General features: G+C 31.4%; 20 protein-coding genes. 13 read left to right on the top strand and 7 right to left on the bottom strand.

Going from position 1 to position 17622, the window contains the following annotated elements; genetic code table 11:
* Window positions 1–60 precede the first annotated feature (60 nt).
* From HZC47_06120 to HZC47_06110, 3 genes are all read right to left on the bottom strand, one after another.
* On the bottom strand, window positions 61–612 hold the full coding sequence (locus HZC47_06120; protein ID MBI5680449.1) for a manganese efflux pump: 552 nt from the start codon (window positions 610–612) through the stop codon (window positions 61–63).
* A gap of 99 nt (window positions 613–711) precedes the next feature.
* Window positions 712–2010 carry a hypothetical protein gene (locus HZC47_06115; GenBank protein ID MBI5680448.1) on the bottom strand — a complete coding sequence of 433 codons (1299 nt, stop codon included), beginning with the start codon at window positions 2008–2010 and terminating at the stop codon, window positions 712–714.
* A 282-nt stretch (window positions 2011–2292) separates the two neighbouring features.
* On the bottom strand, window positions 2293–3021 hold the full coding sequence (locus HZC47_06110) for a UPF0280 family protein (GenBank protein ID MBI5680447.1): 729 nt from the start codon (window positions 3019–3021) through the stop codon (window positions 2293–2295).
* Between the two features lie 80 nt (window positions 3022–3101).
* On the opposite strand from HZC47_06110, the gene HZC47_06105 reads away from it, so the two are divergent.
* From HZC47_06105 to HZC47_06075, 7 genes are all read left to right on the top strand, one after another.
* Window positions 3102–3701, top strand: a complete 600-nt coding sequence (locus HZC47_06105) for a PH domain-containing protein (protein ID MBI5680446.1) — start codon at window positions 3102–3104, stop codon at window positions 3699–3701.
* A gap of 206 nt (window positions 3702–3907) precedes the next feature.
* Window positions 3908–4381, top strand: a complete 474-nt coding sequence (locus HZC47_06100) for a response regulator (protein ID MBI5680445.1) — start codon at window positions 3908–3910, stop codon at window positions 4379–4381.
* A 215-nt stretch (window positions 4382–4596) separates the two neighbouring features.
* Window positions 4597–5766 carry a geranylgeranyl reductase family protein gene (locus HZC47_06095; GenBank protein MBI5680444.1) on the top strand — a complete coding sequence of 390 codons (1170 nt, stop codon included), beginning with the start codon at window positions 4597–4599 and terminating at the stop codon, window positions 5764–5766.
* Between the two features lie 86 nt (window positions 5767–5852).
* Window positions 5853–6887 carry a TIGR01177 family methyltransferase gene (locus tag HZC47_06090; GenBank protein ID MBI5680443.1) on the top strand — a complete coding sequence of 345 codons (1035 nt, stop codon included), beginning with the start codon at window positions 5853–5855 and terminating at the stop codon, window positions 6885–6887.
* A 57-nt stretch (window positions 6888–6944) separates the two neighbouring features.
* The gene (locus HZC47_06085) at window positions 6945–8447 is read left to right on the top strand and encodes a 2-isopropylmalate synthase (protein ID MBI5680442.1); all 1503 of its coding nucleotides are present in this window, start codon (window positions 6945–6947) and stop codon (window positions 8445–8447) included.
* Window positions 8448–8517: 70 nt separating this feature from the next.
* Window positions 8518–9084, top strand: coding sequence for a hypothetical protein (locus HZC47_06080; GenBank protein ID MBI5680441.1), 567 nt, complete (start codon window positions 8518–8520; stop codon window positions 9082–9084).
* Window positions 9085–9104: 20 nt separating this feature from the next.
* Window positions 9105–9608, top strand: coding sequence for a hypothetical protein (locus tag HZC47_06075; GenBank protein ID MBI5680440.1), 504 nt, complete (start codon window positions 9105–9107; stop codon window positions 9606–9608).
* Between the two features lie 34 nt (window positions 9609–9642).
* Here HZC47_06075 and HZC47_06070 read toward each other — a convergent pair whose 3' ends face one another.
* Complete coding sequence (locus HZC47_06070; GenBank protein ID MBI5680439.1) at window positions 9643–10629, bottom strand: DegT/DnrJ/EryC1/StrS family aminotransferase; 987 nt, start codon at window positions 10627–10629, stop codon at window positions 9643–9645.
* Window positions 10630–10660: 31 nt separating this feature from the next.
* A complete protein-coding gene (locus HZC47_06065; protein ID MBI5680438.1) occupies window positions 10661–11041 on the bottom strand; it encodes a winged helix-turn-helix transcriptional regulator in 381 nt (126 codons plus the stop codon).
* Window positions 11042–11204: 163 nt separating this feature from the next.
* Here HZC47_06065 and tsaA point away from each other — a divergent pair, with 163 nt between their 5' ends.
* The 6 genes from tsaA to HZC47_06035 all read left to right on the top strand — a co-directional run bounded on the left by tsaA (window position 11205) and on the right by HZC47_06035 (window position 14815).
* Window positions 11205–12164 carry a tRNA (N6-threonylcarbamoyladenosine(37)-N6)-methyltransferase TrmO gene (gene tsaA / locus HZC47_06060; GenBank protein ID MBI5680437.1) on the top strand — a complete coding sequence of 320 codons (960 nt, stop codon included), beginning with the start codon at window positions 11205–11207 and terminating at the stop codon, window positions 12162–12164.
* 81 nt (window positions 12165–12245) lie between these two features.
* Window positions 12246–12791: a GyrI-like domain-containing protein gene (locus tag HZC47_06055; GenBank protein MBI5680436.1), complete on the top strand. Its 546-nt coding sequence runs from the start codon at window positions 12246–12248 to the stop codon at window positions 12789–12791.
* 1 nt (window position 12792) lies between these two features.
* The gene (locus tag HZC47_06050; GenBank protein ID MBI5680435.1) at window positions 12793–13569 is read left to right on the top strand and encodes a YoaP domain-containing protein; all 777 of its coding nucleotides are present in this window, start codon (window positions 12793–12795) and stop codon (window positions 13567–13569) included.
* A gap of 60 nt (window positions 13570–13629) precedes the next feature.
* A complete protein-coding gene (locus HZC47_06045; GenBank protein MBI5680434.1) occupies window positions 13630–13851 on the top strand; it encodes an MBL fold metallo-hydrolase in 222 nt (73 codons plus the stop codon).
* The gene (locus HZC47_06040) at window positions 13830–14255 is read left to right on the top strand and encodes an MBL fold metallo-hydrolase (GenBank protein ID MBI5680433.1); all 426 of its coding nucleotides are present in this window, start codon (window positions 13830–13832) and stop codon (window positions 14253–14255) included. The genes HZC47_06045 and HZC47_06040 overlap by 22 nt, the downstream gene beginning before the upstream one ends.
* A 68-nt stretch (window positions 14256–14323) precedes the next feature.
* A complete protein-coding gene (locus HZC47_06035; protein ID MBI5680432.1) occupies window positions 14324–14815 on the top strand; it encodes a hypothetical protein in 492 nt (163 codons plus the stop codon).
* A gap of 65 nt (window positions 14816–14880) precedes the next feature.
* Here HZC47_06035 and HZC47_06030 read toward each other — a convergent pair whose 3' ends face one another.
* Window positions 14881–16209 (bottom strand): NAD(P)/FAD-dependent oxidoreductase, encoded by a 1329-nt coding sequence (locus HZC47_06030; protein ID MBI5680431.1) that lies wholly within the window; start codon window positions 16207–16209, stop codon window positions 14881–14883.
* Window positions 16210–16451: 242 nt separating this feature from the next.
* Window positions 16452–17621 (bottom strand): hypothetical protein, encoded by a 1170-nt coding sequence (locus HZC47_06025; protein MBI5680430.1) that lies wholly within the window; start codon window positions 17619–17621, stop codon window positions 16452–16454.
* Window position 17622 lies beyond the last annotated feature (1 nt).

Genomic DNA, 17622 nt, shown 5'->3' with positions numbered 1-17622 from the left:
AATTTCGATAGTTTTTGCAGTCTTTATAATACTTAAATTTTTTTTCTAAATATAAGATAATTAGAAAAATAAGTGTTCTAGAAGTATTTTTAAGCCTATTCCCACTAAAATTAGGCCACCGAAAATTTCAATTTTATTTTCAAATAGATGCCCAATATTTTTACCAATATAAACTCCTATAAATGACAATACAAATGTTACTAACCCTATTATTATGATTGGCTCAATTATGGCTGTGTTTAAAAAGGCAAAAGTTATTCCAACAACAAATGCATCGATACTTGTTGCAATGGAAAGAATTAACAATTCTTTCAATGAAAAACTTTTATTTTCATCTTTATCATCTGAAAATCCTTCATAAATCATCTTAATACCTATAATGGACAGTAAAGTGAATGCTATCCATGGTGCTAATGTGGAAACATACTGTTGTAGTTGTATTCCTGAAATCCATCCTAATACGGGCATTATAGCTTGGAATCCGCCGAAGAATAGTGCAATGACAAACGCATGTTTTACATTGAACTTCATTGTTAAGCCCCGTGTTATAGAAACGCTGAAAGCATCCATCGCAAGGCCTATTGCTAAAAGAAATATTGATATATAATCCATAGAAATTTATCTTTTATAAAACTTCAATATAAATTTATTGAATTTATATAATGTCAAATTAAAAATAAATAAAGAAAAAAATAAAAGAATTTTTAGTTATTAGCTTTTTCTGGATGTTGCTAAACCACCAAAAGCCATTAAAACTGCAACAAACAAGCCTGCAAGTGGTAAACCTGTGTCCTGCATTGGAATAGTGTTGCTTTGTGCATTTACTGTTGTTTGAGCGTTAGCTGTTTGTGATGGGTTAACTGCTCTTGCTGGACCTGCAAGGAACGCATAATCTATACTTCCATAATAACTGACATGTATATTGTCTGTTTTTGGATCGATTGCAATAGATACAGGCCCATATCTCCACTGAGTACCGTCATTTATTTTTTCTACTGTCCATGCTCCATTTTTAATGTAAGCTTGGTAAATAACTACAGAACCCGCATCATTAGTTTTATCAAAGACTATGTGTGGTATGTTAGATGAATCAATAGCTAAAGCGTTGTAAGTTCCAACATCCCATCCAGATTCGCTGTAAACAGTGCTTGTAGTCCATCCTGAAGAAGTTTTAGTGGCATATTTTAATATATGCTCTCCACTCGCTGGAACATAATCTGCAAAACTTATATGTGGAGTTCCTGTTGAATCAAGTTTTAAAGAAGTAACTTCACTGAAACCAGGAACAACTACATTACCTACCGGTTCAGAAGTCCATCCAGATGCTCCTCTTGTCCAGTAACGTAGTAATGAACCTCCCTCATATGAACTTACATGAGGAATATTGCTTGAATCAAATGCTAATGAAGCTCCATGACCTTGCATTGCTACTGATTCTGTGTTCCATGCCCCATTAAAGTAAGCATATTTCAATTTAAAATCTCCATCATCCCAAACCGTATATACAATGCCAGGATTTCCATTACTGTCAACTGCAATTGAAGTATATTCCCTTCTTACGCCAGTGTCTATTGTTTGTATCTGCCATCCTGAAGATGTTTTAGTGGCATATTTTAAATCATAATTCATTTCATCGTGCATCGTTAAATAACTTATATGTGGATTATTATTTTTATCAATCGCTAACGAGTTATAAGCACCAGAATACGGAGTATTATCCACAATTTCAGTTGACCATCCGGCAGAATCTTTAGATGCATATTTTAAAACATCGTCTTGTCCATTAGTCCCTTGATAACTTATATGAGGATTTCCATTTGAATCCACTGCAATGGAAGAAGTTTCCCCAGTAATGCCCCCATCTATAACTTGAGTTTGCCATTGAGTATTCGTAGTAGGTGTAGGAGTTGGTGTGGGAGTTGGATCTGGTGAAACAACTGCAGATGCAGCACTACAAAGTGCAACCGATAAAAATGTTAGTAAAATAATGAGCGTAATTTGTTTTTTCAACTTATTTTCACCTCCTTTATGCCCAATACATTCAATTTAACTTATTGGCGAATATTTTCTGATTCATCAAATTTAAGGCGTGCTTAAATATATTTTAGATGTTTTTTTTAAAATGCCAATATTGCCATGAAAACTTAATAAAATGTTTATCATGACTACTGTTAGTTAGGGCAATCATGTATTTAATCTTTATCAAAAAATTATATATTAACAAAGTCAGAGGCATATTACAAGTTATCTAAATAGATAATATCAAAAACAAGTATATTCATCATTTATTTCCTAATAAAGCTCAAAAAAATCCCCTAAAACAGCTTTTTTATCTGTTTTTATGAGTTTAGGAATTTTTCCTATTGTTCCTGCTGATTCTCCAACAATAACCATTACTCCTCTAAAATATTCTTTAAAATCTTCAGCCCTTGTAAGACAACTTTGAACTGCTTCAGAATCTAATTCTCCTTTTGCTTCGTTTGCAATACTTGTTGCAAGTGCATCTGCAGTACTGGCCCTATCTGCAAACACTGTAACAGAATCGGCCCTGCCCAAACTTATAGAAGGACCTACTGTCCCTGATGATGTACATATTCCCATTGGAGTTTTATCATGTTTTATTTTAAAGCCAATTTGCCCTGAAAGAGATGATGTTCCTGCATAAAGCCCCATTATAACATCTTTGTTGGTTTTAATAGCTATATCTCCCCCATTCTCTACAATTGCATATTTTACGCCTTTATTAACTAAAAATTGCATTGAAACCTCAGATATTGTCCCTGCAACTGCCGCCATGGGTCCCACATCAGCAATTTCACCGGCTTCAGCCATTATTTTGACTATTAATGGCGCTTCCTCCACTTCAACTGGCTCAAAAGATATCATGAAATCTTTATTTTTTCTTATATAATTTATAAGCTCCATGCGTTGTCTTAAAATAAAATTTTGAAGTCCATGATTTATTAAATCTGTTTTAAGCAGAATATTGGTTTCATCAATCTGAATTCTTTCTGTAATCATCGTGATTAATTTGTACAAAGTTACATAAAATATTTAGATAATTATTTCCTTAAGATTAAATAGAAATAAAAGTGATTTAAATGAGAAATACAAAAGAAATGCATCATGGCGAAGAAGTGATATTTGAAACGAGACCTCGTTTTTTTATGTATCTACAATCTGCTTTAATTAAATTCATCCTAATAATCCTAATTATATACCTATTCCGGTCAATAGTATTCTTTACTGCAAATATTCAAAATAATCTAATAAATTATGTCCAAATTCCTCTTGTACAGTCAGTTACAATACTTTTACTACTCATAGTCCTTTTTTTGATTATATCCATTATTTGGAACCTACTTTCATGGAAATATACCAAATATATCCTTACAAACAGTAGAATAATCTTTAAAAAAGGATTAATACGTAAAAATAAGACATATATCCACTACGATAAAATTCAAGATATTAACATTTCACAGAGTTTAACAGAACGAATATCGTCCAGCGGAGATATAGAAATATTTAGTGGCCATGACTACACCCACCTAGTTTTAAAAGATGTTCCCAAACCTGCAGAAGTGGAAGATCTTATTAATAGACTAATTGAAGGAGATACGTTCACAGATGAACCCACAGCTCCTAAAAAGACCAAATATTCTATAATGGATGAACATAAAAAGAAGTTTAAACGCTGAAAATCATGATTATCTCTGAAAAAACTTGTTTAATCTATTATATATACCTCAAAAATTCTAATAATAAATTTAAGACATAATTAATGTTAAAAAGAGCTTTTAGATTTTAAACAGTGCATATTCACTTATAATAATGATTATATTAAAAATTTTAAATTCATTTTCAATGATTAAGTTTTAAAGTTATTAAGACCAATTTAGTTATAATGTCTCAAGTAGTTGTCCTCGTCGTAGAAGATGAAAATGTTGTGGCCATGGATATCAAGGGTCGCCTGGAAAAAATGGGTTATGAAGTACCCGAAACTGCAAATACCTGTAAAGAAGCCATACAAAAGGTATTAGAAGTAAAACCAGACATAATATTAATGGATATTGTTTTAAAAGGAGATACAGATGGTATTGAAACAGCTGCCCGTATAAATGATCTTTTTGATATTCCCATTATATTTATTACTGCTTATTCTAATGATGAAATCATTCAAAGAGCCAAAAAAACAGTTCCTTATGGATATCTAACCAAACCATTTGAAGACAGAGAACTAAACAGTATGATAGAAATATCTCTTTACAAACATGAAATGGAGAAAAAGCTAAGAGAAAGTGAAGAAAAATACCGTAGAGTTGTGGAAAGATTTTTGAAGTTGTCTAACGAAATAATACATGATATTAATGAAAAGTAGTTTTTAAATAGTTTAATTCCATCTGAATTCTTCACAATATTTTTCAATTATTTAATTAGAGAGTAATAAAAATGTTTTTGGAGATAAAGTTTTATTTCAATGTGATTTTTACATTAGATTCCCTGTAAAAAAGCATTTTTGATTGATAATTAAACAAATAAATATTTATAGAAATAATAAGTTAATTAAGCACGTTAAAGAAGGATAAGATTAATATGAATGAATATGATGTTGCCGTAGTTGGAGCTGGGCCTGTAGGCTCAACTTTTGCAAGATATGTTGCAGAAAAAGGACTTAAAGTTGCCATATTTGAGAAAAAGAAAGAAGTAGGAGTTCCTTTGCAATGTGCAGGGCTTCTAGGTAAAAAAATAAAGGATGTAAACATATTACCTGATGAATACATAATAAATGAAGTACATGGTGCATATTTACATTCACCATCAAATACAATTCTTAATGTAAATAAAAAAGAACCTGTAGGCTATGTTTTAGATAGAATTGGATACGACAAATATTTAGCACAATTAGCAGTAGATAAAGGAGCCGAACTCTTTTTAAATCATCGTGTAGAACACATTGACATTAAAAATGGTGAAATATTTCTTAAAAATAAAAAGATAACTGCAGAAGTAATTGTAGGTGCTGATGGTTATTCATCAATAATATCCAAAGAATTTAATAATACAAGAGAAAATGTCCAGGCAGTCCAATATTTAGTAGACACTGGTAAAGATACATTTAAAACAGATTATGTTCATTTATATGTTGATTCAAAGATATCTCCAGGATTTTTATGGATTATACCTCTTTCAAAATCCACAGCAAGAGTAGGTTTATTTGCAGATATTGAATATCACGAATTAAGCAATATTTTAAAGGAATTTATAACAAATAATGAATATTTAAAAGATTCTACTATTTTAAAGAAATATCCTGGTGTAATTCCTGTGAATAATTACAAACAGGATGTTGTAAAAGATAGATCTATACTTATAGGTGATGCAGCTTCCCAGGTAAAGCCAACAACGGGAGGAGGACTCATAATAGGCTTTGTTTGTGCAAAAATAGCGGCAGACGTAGTATACGGAGCTATTAACTCTGAAGATATTACAATTTTAAAAAATTACCAGGAACAATATCATAAAATGTATAAAAATGAGCTTAAAATACAGCATGAAGTACAGAAAACCTTTGCATCATTGAATAATGATGATCTTGATTCTATGTTTTTAAAACTTAAAGAAAAGAACGCTGAAGAAATGATTTCAAAATATGGAGATATAGATTCTCAATCTCCACTGGTTAAAGAAATGATTAAAACAGGTTTGTTATTTTCAATTCTTCCAAAAATATTGTCTCGTAAGATATCTAACCTATGGAAATAAAGTTCTAACAAAAACAAATGAAAATGTGGCTCTTTTTAAAATTATATTGACTATTAATTAATTTATTTACCAAAGGACGTTTATACATGGAAATTATTTTTATTTTATCTGGAGAACATGAAACTTTACCAAAAGCAGAAATTTCAGCTTGCCTAAAAGCTGAAAATATCTCTTTTAAAACAAAATACTATAATGAAGGAATATTAATCCTTAAAATTGCAGAAAAAGATTATAAAATCATTGATGCCCTTGGAAAAAAAATTGCTTACACTCATGAAATATGTAAACTTCTATTTGAATCAGACAGAACAAATATAGATAGTGATACTGCGAAATATCAATGGGAAAACATTATTTCTGATGATTATGCTGTAAGGGTTAAAAAAATAGGTTTTGATCCAAATTTTAATTCACAGTCAATGGAAATCAAAATTGGAGGCATTATAAAGAAAGTATTAGGAACCAAAGGACGTGTGAATCTTGAAAATCCTGCAACATTTTTAAGAACCATTGTAATTAATGATAAAATCCTTGTAAGTGAAAGATTGGTTAAAAGGGATAAAAAACATTATTATAACATAAAACCACACAAAAGGCCATTTTTTTATCCAGGATCAATGAGTCCCAAGCTTGCAAGAGGAATGAATAATTTAGCACGTGTTAAACAGGGAAGCGTTGTCCTAGACCCCTTTTGCGGTACAGGAGGAATATTAATAGAAGCAGGGATTTCTGGGGCAAAGATTGTTGGAATAGATATTGATGAAAAGATGGTAGAAGGAACCAAAAAAAATCTGGAATACTGCAATATAAAGGATTATGATGTCTTCCAAGGCGATGCACGGAAAATAAACATCCCCTACAAAGTTGATGCAATTGTAACTGATCCCCCTTATGGTATTTCAGCTTCAACTGCTGGAGATGAAAGTAAAAACATATATAAAGCTACTCTTTCATCTATGGAGAATATAATTAAGGATGATGGTTATATTTGTATGGCAACGCCACATTATTTAGATATAAATGCACTGGCAAGTCATACAAAATTTAAAATAATAGAACAATATGAGATAAGAATGCATAAAAGTTTAACCAGAGTAGTATCTGTTTTAAATAAACATTAAATTTAGAAATTAATTTAAAATTCATTTAATTTATCAATCATAGGAAGGGGAATTTCATTGAACGCTAGAATATTGGATACAACACTTAGGGATGGAGAACAAACTCCTGGAGTTTCGCTAACGCCAGATGAGAAACTCAGAATAGCCATAAAACTTGATGAGCTCGGTGTAGATGTTATAGAAGCCGGATCTGCAATTACTTCTGAAGGAGAAAGGGAAGGAATTAAAAAGGTCAGTTCAGAAGGACTTAAAGCCGAAATTTGCAGTTTTGCAAGGGCAGTTAAAGTTGATGTTGATGCAGCCCTTGAATGTGATGTAGAAAGTGTTCATTTAGTTGTTCCAACCTCTGATCTTCATATAGAACATAAATTAAGAAAAACAAGAGAAGAAGTTAAAGAATTAGCAATTGAATCTGTAGAATATGCACTTGATCACGGTTTACTTGTAGAACTTTCAGCAGAAGATTCAACAAGAAGCGATCTTGACTTTCTTACACAATTATTTAAAGAAGGAATAGATGCTGGAGCAAAAAGGATATGTGCATGTGATACTGTTGGAATGCTCACCCCAGAACGTGCTTATGACTTCTATGGGCATCTTTCCAAACTAGGTGTGCCTTTAAGCGCCCATTGCCATAATGATTTTGGTCTGGCCGTTGCAAATTCTCTTGCAGGGTTAAGGGCAGGTGCAAGCCAGGTCCACTGTACAATTAATGGAATAGGCGAAAGAGCAGGAAATGCATCATTAGAAGAAATTGTAGTGGCTCTTTACTCATTATATGAAACAAAAACAAATATTAATATTGGAATGCTCTACGATATGTCTAAAATGGTTGCACGGATGACTGGAGTATATTTACAACCTAATAAAGCAATTGTTGGTGAAAATGCATTTGCACATGAATCAGGGATACATGCAGATGGAGTAATGAAAAAAGCAGAAACTTACGAACCCATAACTCCTGAACTTGTTGGACACAAACGTAGATTTGTGATGGGTAAACATATAGGTTCAAGTGCACTTAAACAAAGGCTTGAAGAAATGGATTTACCTGTAAATCCTGAAAAATTCAATCAAATATTTAACAGAGTAAAATCCCTTGGAGATATGGGTAAATGCGTAACAGATGTAGATTTACAGGCGATTGCAGAAGATGTAATGGGTATAATGACTGAAAAAGTTGTGGAGCTTGAAGAACTCACCATAGTATCTGGAAATAAAGTTACTCCAACCGCTTCTATAAGACTTAATATAAATAATACTGAAACCCTTGAAGCAGGTATTGGTATCGGCCCAGTAGACGCTGCAATAGTAGCTGTTAAAAAAAGTGTAAAAGATTTTGCCGATATTGAGCTTGAAGAGTACCACGTAGATGCTATAACTGGCGGTGCGGATGCATTAATTGATGTAGTTGTAAAGCTCAAACATGATGGTAATATTGTTACTGCAAGAAGTACTCAACCTGATATCATAATGGCAAGTGTAGAAGCTTATCTAAGCGGCGTAAATAAGATACTAAGTGATTCTGGAGTTAAAAAGATTAAAAAAAGCGATTTATAACTCCTTTATTTAATTTTTTTTAGTAAATTTAACCTGCTAATTTAAATATTTAAATTCATAGTTTATATTAATGAGATCACATAACCCATCTAACCTTAAAAAGTTTCTTAATTTCGCAGGTTCGTTAATATCGACATATTTAAGCTTAATATTAACATTAGGTTTTCTAATACCCTGGTTATTAGGTGCTTTTCAAATTAAAAATTTTGATGAGATTATAAATCTTATAGAAGTCTTTGTTCTTGTTTCTGCCACATTATCTCTTTTATCATTTACATATATTATGGCCAGTGCAGAAATTCATGAGAAATTGAAAAAATCTGTTATGGAAGCTGGTGAGCTTTTTTTCATGTCCACAGTCCAATTTATAATTGGATTATTCTTATTCCTTTTTATGAGGAATATTACAGGGAGTTTCCTGAATTTATCTTCAATTCACCTTAGTTTAAGTTTAAATGGGATTATTTCGGGAATTATTGTCATAATACAGCTTATAATTATCTTTGAAATCATCTTTGCACTTTCAAAATTTTTTAGAGGATGTGTTGGTATTTATGCGTCTTTTAGAACACAAAAATTAAGAGAATCTATTTTTTATCTGATTTTAAAAAATATAATTTGGGATAAGATTAAATAATATATCAACGAGGTATTGGAATGGAGTTAAGTAAATATAATATCCAAATTGCCGGTTTTATGCAGGATGTAGGAAATTTCAGCGATTTGATGAAGAAAATAAATGAAATAAGTAATGATTGCACAATTCAACTCCTTAACTCTGATGGGATTGCAGGACGAGAACATATTCTTCATGCAACAGTTCATGCCATTAAATCCTTTAAACGAGATGAAAACATTGCAAACGACCTTGGACTTGAAATATGTGTACGTGCATCAGCTCAAAGACAAATCTCAAAAGCCCTTGATATTTTAGGATTAAAAAAGGGTGAAATGAATATATGTGCCGTTTTTGTAGGATGCAATAATGATTCAATGTCTAAATTAGATGTTTTATTAGATAAAAGAGATAATAACGTATTAAAACCTGATATAAATGTTTTAAAGAATATTTATAAAATTTCTGATGATGAAATAGAAACTGCAGGCAGTATTGAAAATGTGATGATTGAAAGAACTTCTCTTTTGATATTAGAAACTTAAAAATTGAAATTTATCCAATTAATTGAACTGTTTTTTATTCAATGATACCTTTAACAATTTGAATAATTTCATTAATAGTGTCCTCTTCCAGACATCCCGGATCAAGATTTTTAATCTCAAGACAAATTGCATCGATCATGACACGTTCATATCTAGGGCAGACTGTTATAATACTTCTTCTATCTGCTTGTAGTCTCTGCCTTAATAAATATCCTACTTTTTTAGGATCATCAGTCTTTAAAGCAATGCTAATTCCTCTTTTATCAGGATGAATAACTGATTGAAGTTCTTTTTTTATAATATCACATGCTTCTATTGTTTTTGAAGATATATATGATGCATTTCTGATTTCTTCTGCTATTCCTGCACATGTTACAGGATCAGCTCTTAATGTCTTTAAAATAAACTTGGATTTTTTTAAAAATTCGTTATCATTGGTTGAAATGAACCCGCCATTTCCAACATTAACTATTTTAGGAGAACCCGTTGATGCAACAATAATATGGGAATTATCACCATTTCCAAGCCTTCTTTCCACATCACCAATTCCTCCAGATGCATCTTCAACTAAAATAACTCCATTATCATTGCATATTTCAAATAGTTCTTTTATGGGCTGTTCAGCAATGTATCCTGCAAAACTTGTGATGAAAAAAGCTTCAGGATTATATTCTTGGATATATTCTGCAAAAACTGTAGGATTTATAACACCAAGCTCTGTTGGTAGCTCTAAAGTTTCAAGACCTAAAAATTCAGCTGTATTTTTAAATCCAGTCCATCCACCCTGATCTGGAATTAATATTTTACCTTTAAAATTACTCATAGCAGCTAAAATAGCTGAATTTCCGCTATTAACTATTTTTACATGTTCATGACTTGTAATATTGCTTATTTCAATTTCTGCCAATTTAATATATTCTGTACCTCTTTTTGATGCATAATCAGTATTTATTGCAGCTTCAAGCATTATAGTTCTAGTTCTTTCTGAAGGTTTTTTAAAGTTCAAATCCACTTCAATCATCTCAATATATCAATTTTAATTTATTTTTTTGTTATTTACGTTCTAAAAACGATCTTGTAAGGTGTTCTCTTTGTTTAGATTCCCAAACTCTCTTTTCATTAGCTTTATTTTCTTTATATGTTTTTTCAATTGATTCTATGTAATTTTTACCATTTTCAGTAATTTTATATGTACCGTGCTGTATTTTGTCCACAAGATTGCTATTTTTTAATTCTGTCAAATGATTGGCCAGTGCTGATTTTTTTATGTCCATCTCTTCAAGCATAGTTTGAAAGCTTAAAGGTCCGTTTAAAAGAAGAACTAAAATTTTAAATCTGCTAATATGAGTAATTGTTTTTAAAATAGAAACAATTTCATCTGATGAATTCATTAGAAATTCTTGTGAGGGGCCAAAATCACTTTTTTTATCCATAATTAATTTGTTTTTTTAATTGAATAAATATCTTTTCTATAACTTTTATTTCCTTTCATATTCTAAAGTTCATAAAATAATGGAATATTATTCCATAAAATAATAAACTTTTAATATAATGAGATCCAATCCATATCTGTAGACAATTAAAGGAGAATCAAATATGGAAATGGAACTAAAAACCGTGGAAGAAAATCAAGTAGCCAGTATTTCCCATATAGGGCCTGTAGAAGATATGGGAGAAATAATAGGAGAATTAGCAGGGTGGATAATGCAAAGAGGGCTTCAAATTACCCAACCTCCCTTTGTAGTTTATTACACAAGCCCATTGGACGTACCTCCCCAAAAAATGGAATATGAAGTAGGCATAGCCTTCGAAGGAGATGCAAATGAGGATGAAAGAGTAAAAATAAAGATCATGCCTAAACATAAAGTTCTATTTACCCTACACAAAGGTTCTTATGCAGAAATAGGTCCAATTTATGCTGAAATGATGCAGCAAATCATGGCAGGTAAATATGAGATGATTGGAGCTCCAAGAGAAGCTTACTTAAACAATCCAGGAGAAGTACCTGAAAATGAACTTCTCACAGAAGTCATATTCCCTGTTATGGATTTAAAAGACTGTGGAAATCCCGAAAATGCCACCATTACAGAGAATCCTGAAGAATCTCAAGAAGGAAGTTACTATAAAATTTCACCAATTGGATATGTAAAAAGAAACGATATGGGCACATATCTTGAAATTAATGACAAATATATCCCTGGATTAAAAGAATTAAATAATTTTAGTCATGTAATGGTATTTTGGTGGGCAGATAAAATAGAAAACACTGAATATCAAAATATGCTCCAGACTTATCCCCCATATTCATTAGATAGACAAACAGGTGTTTTTGCAACCCGTGCAGAGTACCGTCCGAACCCTATATCCGTGACCACATGTAAAATTAAAGATATCGATGCGAAAACTGGAGTTATAAATGTAATGGGAATGGATGCTTTTGATGGAACTCCTATCATAGATTTAAAGCCATACATTCCCTCATTTGATAGAGTTAAAGAACCAAAACTCCCTAAATGGCTTTCTTTCCTTTGGCCAGAATGGATGCATGAGCAGTGATGATAAAAAGCATCAATAATTAATATGATGTCATCTAAAGAATAAATTAATATTTTTCATTTCCTTTTTGGAAGGATGTAGATGGCACAGAATAAATCTTTAAAACCCTTAAAAATAAAAATTATTGATGAAAAATCATTTAAATTAATTGGATGCGTATTTTATGGTGATCCATTTCATTCAAAAGAAGAATGGAATACCGAAAACGAAATTGGATCTCTATGGAACCGTTTCCTTAAATTATGCTATGAAAATGCAGATTTACTTCAAAAAGAAGTTATAAATGATTTAGCCTATGAAGTTCATCTTCAACCAGAAGATTATAAAGAAACAGGAAAATTTTATGTTTATGTAGGCGTTGAAGTAAAGAAAATGAAAGAAATGCCTCTTGAAATGTTTTGTAAAACGTTTCCAGCAACAAAGTATGCAATTTTTACATTTAAAGGAGAAGATATGTTTCGAGGGGGCGAATACATCTGGAATGAGTGGCTTCCAAACTCTAATTATGAAGAAGCTTTCCCTTACATGGCATTAGCTTATGATAAGAACAGATTCTTAGGATTAGATAATAAAGAATCAGAAATTGATTTTTATGTTCCAGTAAAATCAAAGGATAAAGGTGAATAAAATGAGTGAAGAACTTGAAATCATTACATTAAATACAGATAATGTTGAATCCGAACATATTTGCTGTGCAATAGGTAACGATGCAACAAATGTTAAAAGAGCCAATACCAAAAAAGCATGGTTAAAAGAAAGATTTACTGAAGGACATACCTTCAAAAAATTCAACGTAAGAGGTAAAGTTTTTATTGAATATGTTCCTGCAGAATATGCATGGTTTCCGATTGAAGCTCCAGGTTACGTTTTTATTCAATGTTTATGGGCATCAGGACGTTACAAAGGAAAAGGTTTTGGATCAAAACTTTTAGAAGAATGTGAAAAGGATTGCAAAGATACTAACGGGCTTGTAGTTGTCACAGGACGTAAAAAACTTCCATTTACAGTTGATAAAAGGTTTTATTTAAAAAAAGGATTTGAAGTTTGTGATACTGCACCTCCATATTTTGAAATGCTGGTTAAAAAGTTTAATGGAGATGCAGAAGATCCTAAGTTTTCAGATAATGCTAAAGGAGCAAAATTAGAAGGTAAAAAAGGCCTTACATTTTATTACTCAGATTTATGCCCATTTAATGCAGATTACGTAGATATAATGATAAATACTGCAGCTAAATATAATATCCCTACTGAAAAAATTAAAGTAGAAAGTTTAGAACAAGCTAAAAACTTACCAACACCCTTTGGGATTTTTAGTGTTTTCTACAATGGAGAATTCCTATCTCACGAAGTTATGAGTGAAAAGAAATTCGATAAACTTTTAAATAAGATAATGAAAAAAACATAGAGGAGATTGCATGACAGTATCAATAAAAAGATTGTCTCGATACTCATGGTTTAAAATTACATCAGAAACAAAGTCATACACATCGATCCAGGTTATATTGGCTATTTTGAAAACCAAGGAATTCCTAAAAACGAATTAAAGAAAAATGCAGATTTAATAATGGTAACTCATTTCCATAAAGATCATTTGCAGCCTGAAGCCCTGGCTAAAATTCGTGGACAAAAAACTATTGTTTTAGCTCCAAAAAATGCACCGAGAGAATTGAAGGTAATTTTAAAATAATTAAACCTGGAGATAATTTAAAGATTGAAAATATTGAAATAAATGTTGTTGACGCTTATAATACCTCTGAAGGTAATTCCACAAGAAAGTTACATCATAAAGTAGATGGTGTTGGCTATATAATTAAATTAGATGGTAAAACTATATATCATGCCGGAGACACAGATTTTATACATGAAATGAAAGATTTTGATAAAATAGATGTAGCTTTAGTTCCTAATGGAGGGATATTCACCATGGACATAGAAGAAGCTTTTAAAGCAGTTTCAGCCATTAAAACTGAATTTGTGATTCCCATGCATATTAGAGATGTTGATCCAATGGAATTCAAAATAAAAGTTGAGAAAAACTCAGATATTAAAGTTATACCTCTTCAAATTGGTGAAAACTTCAATTTAAAGTGATAAATCCCATTAAATTGGAATTCAAGATATTAAATATCTCTCTTAACTTCAATTAAATATTTGATAGTATGAAACTTAAAACAATTATATTTACAATTTTTATTTGCATTTTAATTGTATTTTCTATGGGTTGCACTACAGATTACCAGTATCCTATTAATGATTCTCTTTTTAACATGACCCCACTTACATGGGATCTTAATGATACATCTTCATCAGACACCTTAAGATTTGAGTATAAACATGATGTGAATTTAACAGTAGATCAATTTCCTAATAAAGATAGTTACAATTCAAATTACAAAGCAGTTTTAAGTCAAAACAATGTTTCTATTGTAAAAATAGAAAATAAGAAAATTAAGGGTGTTGATGTAAATTATATCTTATTTAATGACACTATAAGTTATAATACATTTGAATACTATTATTTCCAAAAAAATGGTAAATATTATCTTATAACTGTCTATGACTACACAAAATCAAAATATTTTAAAAATAAAGTTGATAAAACAGTAGAATTAATCATTAGCACCATGCGAAACAACCCAATATATAACTAAACAAAAAGTTAAGTCCATATCAACTCTCCTGGTACTTGAAACATTTATCTTAAGCAATTAAAGAGTTAATAGTGACTAACTAAAACATCGTCCTTTTTTATTGCATCTAAACAGCTGAGCACTGAATATGCTGCTCTACTAACCCCTGCACTCCTTTTTTCAGTATCTGTCCCTACACAGTATAAATTCTTTATTGGTGTCTTTACATCCCCAAACCCTGCATTAACACTCCATGCAGCTTTTTCTGGTATTAACTCCTGGTAATGTATCATATCTATATGTTTTTCAATATCAGGTTGAATTTTTAATATGGTGTCCAATGTCTTCTTTTTTATTTTTTCTGTGTTATATTCATCAGGTAATGTGAATGCAAAACCTACAAGCTGTTTTCCGTCAGGTGCTAATGCAGGATCATAGTTTGATGTAGGAACAACCCATGCAAAGGGATCAGAGTCAATCCACATCTGAGAACCCTGATGTTTGAATATCTTTTTATCCAGACCCACCCATACAGTTAATGAGTTTATTTTTTGAATAGTAGCCAATTTTTGAGCATATTCTAAGGGTAAATTATCGACCATATTAGGCAAATCTGATGCAAACCCAGAATAAATTACTTTATCGCCCACATAACTGTTTTTTTTGGTAATTACTCTCCCAACTTTACTACCACATTCAATTTTCATTACTCCTTCATTGGTTTTTATTTCCACTTTATTTTTAGGAAATGATGCCAAAATGGAATTAACTATTGATTGAAGTCCGCCTTTAGGATAGCCTTGATCTGTAGCTCCTTCAGATATAAGTAAATCATAAAATTTTCCAATATAATGAAATGAATCTCTTTTATTTGTTTTATTATCTATAAACCTTGAAACCGGCGTGTTCTCTATGGATGTACCCACTGTAAAATAACAAAGCCAGTTCATAAACCTTTTACTTCTATCTGAAACATTTTGAGGTAAAATCTCAGATATGGGCATAGTTGAAAGATCTTTACCATTATTCAGCATATATAACATGTTAAATAATGATTTCATTAAGAGTAATCTGTCAGTTTTAGGTATTAAGTTGAATTGTAGCCATGAATTAACACTCCAAGGGAATGGTTTTGTTTCATTGCCAATTCTTACATAATATTTCCCGAAAGGAACAAACTGAGGAACAACATCAAAATATTGGTTCATTAATTCTTTAAAAGGCCCATTTTTAAGTCTAGTTATTGCATGAGGTCCTGTATCAAGCCGATAGCCATCAACCTCATAAGACCTGCAAACACCGCCAATATATTTCTCTTTTTCCAAAATTAATACTGATTTACCTTCTTTAGAAAGTGCTAAGGCCGTTAGTAAACCGCTTATCCCTGCACCTATAACAATTGCATCATAACTCATAAATATCACTCTATTATGTCCAATAAAAATGTTAAAATAGTAAATATCAAAATTATTATTTCAATTATACCTTGTTGGTTTTTGCTTCATTTAATGTTGTGCAATTCCAATTTTTTAATTTTGAATTTACCCTAAAAATGGTTAGTTAAGTTAAATACCTATTTTAGTTAGGTTATTTAATAAAAAATAGAATATTAATGTCATTTTATTAAAGTAATGCAATATAAAAACATGAATACATCTTAAACTTTAAAAAACCCATCCAATGTTGTTTGTCTGGATCTGATTAAATCCTGAAGAAGAGTGCTTTCATTTTTAAATTTATCCAGTGGAAGCTTTAATTTAGTATCAATATAATTTAAAGCTGTTTTCATATCTTCAAATTCACGGGGAATTTCATTCATTGCACTTCTAACATTTTCACGGACATTAAAAACTCCAAGAGGCACATATCCATTGTATGCTTCTCTTAATACTATTGCACCTGCCTGTTTCTTTTCACGGGCAAGAGCTTCAAGAACAGCCATTTTACATGTGTAATAACACCCACCCACCTTTGAATACTCCTTTTTACCACCATTAAGTTCATGATCAGCGAATATAAGCTCTTCCTTTCTAAGAACCTGCAAAAATGCCTCCATCCACTCGTATTGCCATTCTGTAGGGATTAAAAGCACTGCATAATAATTATTTAAACTGCTAAACTCGTATACTCTGTAAGAATCCATTATATCATAATTTCTAACTTCTTTAAGTAAATTATCAGCTAATATCGTGTCACAGGCTGTAATTGACCATCTTGTAGGAACAAGCTTCCTGTTTTTTTCAATTCCCATCGTTCCAACAGAAAACGCCTTTTGTATGTTTGAAAAAGGAATTCCTTTACTATGTAAGTCAATTGTGGCCTCAGCAGCTTTAAAATCAGAGTCATAATACACTTTTTCCAGTGCACGATCCCATTTAACGCTTTCAATGTCAAATTTTTCAATTAACGCACTGGGGCCATGTGGAGCGGTTTCATCACTGAATGAAAGTCCTCTTGGACGGCTACCGAATTCAGCTTCGCTTTCAATAGAATTAGATGCAAGAGATATTTCCTGTAATTTCCCCACAAACGAATTATCAAAGTCCTGTATACCTACTGTCTGTTTTCCCCTTACAAGACTCAGCCGATAACCAATAATATCTTCTTGAGTCTTTTTTTCCCTAATCCATGATTCAGGCATGTCCATAATAGATATATCACCTTGCATAGGTGCTATCATCGGGCCAGCATAAACTTTAGGGTAATTCCAGCTTCCAATAAACACTGATGGAGGAGTAGTTCCTTCAAGCTCCTTGCCTACATCCACAGATTTAACATTGAGGTTAGATGTAAGCTTTTTAAGGTAAGCTCGCTTGCCTTTTAACATG

Source organism: Methanobacterium sp., from assembly GCA_016222945.1.
GTDB lineage: Archaea > Methanobacteriota > Methanobacteria > Methanobacteriales > Methanobacteriaceae > Methanobacterium_D.
This window is presented reverse-complemented; position numbering and strand designations above follow the sequence as displayed.

Coding starts and splice junctions, on each gene's coding strand:
- HZC47_06120 (MBI5680449.1), bottom strand. CDS start 612: ATGGATTATATATCAATATTTCTTTTAGCAATAGGCCTTGCGATGGAT.
- HZC47_06110 (MBI5680447.1), bottom strand. CDS start 3,021: ATGATTACAGAAAGAATTCAGATTGATGAAACCAATATTCTGCTTAAA.
- HZC47_06105 (MBI5680446.1), top strand. CDS start 3,102: ATGAGAAATACAAAAGAAATGCATCATGGCGAAGAAGTGATATTTGAA.
- HZC47_06100 (MBI5680445.1), top strand. CDS start 3,908: ATGTCTCAAGTAGTTGTCCTCGTCGTAGAAGATGAAAATGTTGTGGCC.
- HZC47_06095 (MBI5680444.1), top strand. CDS start 4,597: ATGAATGAATATGATGTTGCCGTAGTTGGAGCTGGGCCTGTAGGCTCA.
- HZC47_06090 (MBI5680443.1), top strand. CDS start 5,853: ATGGAAATTATTTTTATTTTATCTGGAGAACATGAAACTTTACCAAAA.
- HZC47_06080 (MBI5680441.1), top strand. CDS start 8,518: ATGAGATCACATAACCCATCTAACCTTAAAAAGTTTCTTAATTTCGCA.
- HZC47_06075 (MBI5680440.1), top strand. CDS start 9,105: ATGGAGTTAAGTAAATATAATATCCAAATTGCCGGTTTTATGCAGGAT.
- HZC47_06070 (MBI5680439.1), bottom strand. CDS start 10,629: ATGATTGAAGTGGATTTGAACTTTAAAAAACCTTCAGAAAGAACTAGA.
- HZC47_06065 (MBI5680438.1), bottom strand. CDS start 11,041: ATGGATAAAAAAAGTGATTTTGGCCCCTCACAAGAATTTCTAATGAAT.
- tsaA (MBI5680437.1), top strand. CDS start 11,205: ATGGAAATGGAACTAAAAACCGTGGAAGAAAATCAAGTAGCCAGTATT.
- HZC47_06055 (MBI5680436.1), top strand. CDS start 12,246: ATGGCACAGAATAAATCTTTAAAACCCTTAAAAATAAAAATTATTGAT.
- HZC47_06050 (MBI5680435.1), top strand. CDS start 12,793: ATGAGTGAAGAACTTGAAATCATTACATTAAATACAGATAATGTTGAA.
- HZC47_06035 (MBI5680432.1), top strand. CDS start 14,324: ATGAAACTTAAAACAATTATATTTACAATTTTTATTTGCATTTTAATT.
- HZC47_06030 (MBI5680431.1), bottom strand. CDS start 16,209: ATGAGTTATGATGCAATTGTTATAGGTGCAGGGATAAGCGGTTTACTA.
- HZC47_06025 (MBI5680430.1), bottom strand. CDS start 17,621: ATGTTAAAAGGCAAGCGAGCTTACCTTAAAAAGCTTACATCTAACCTC.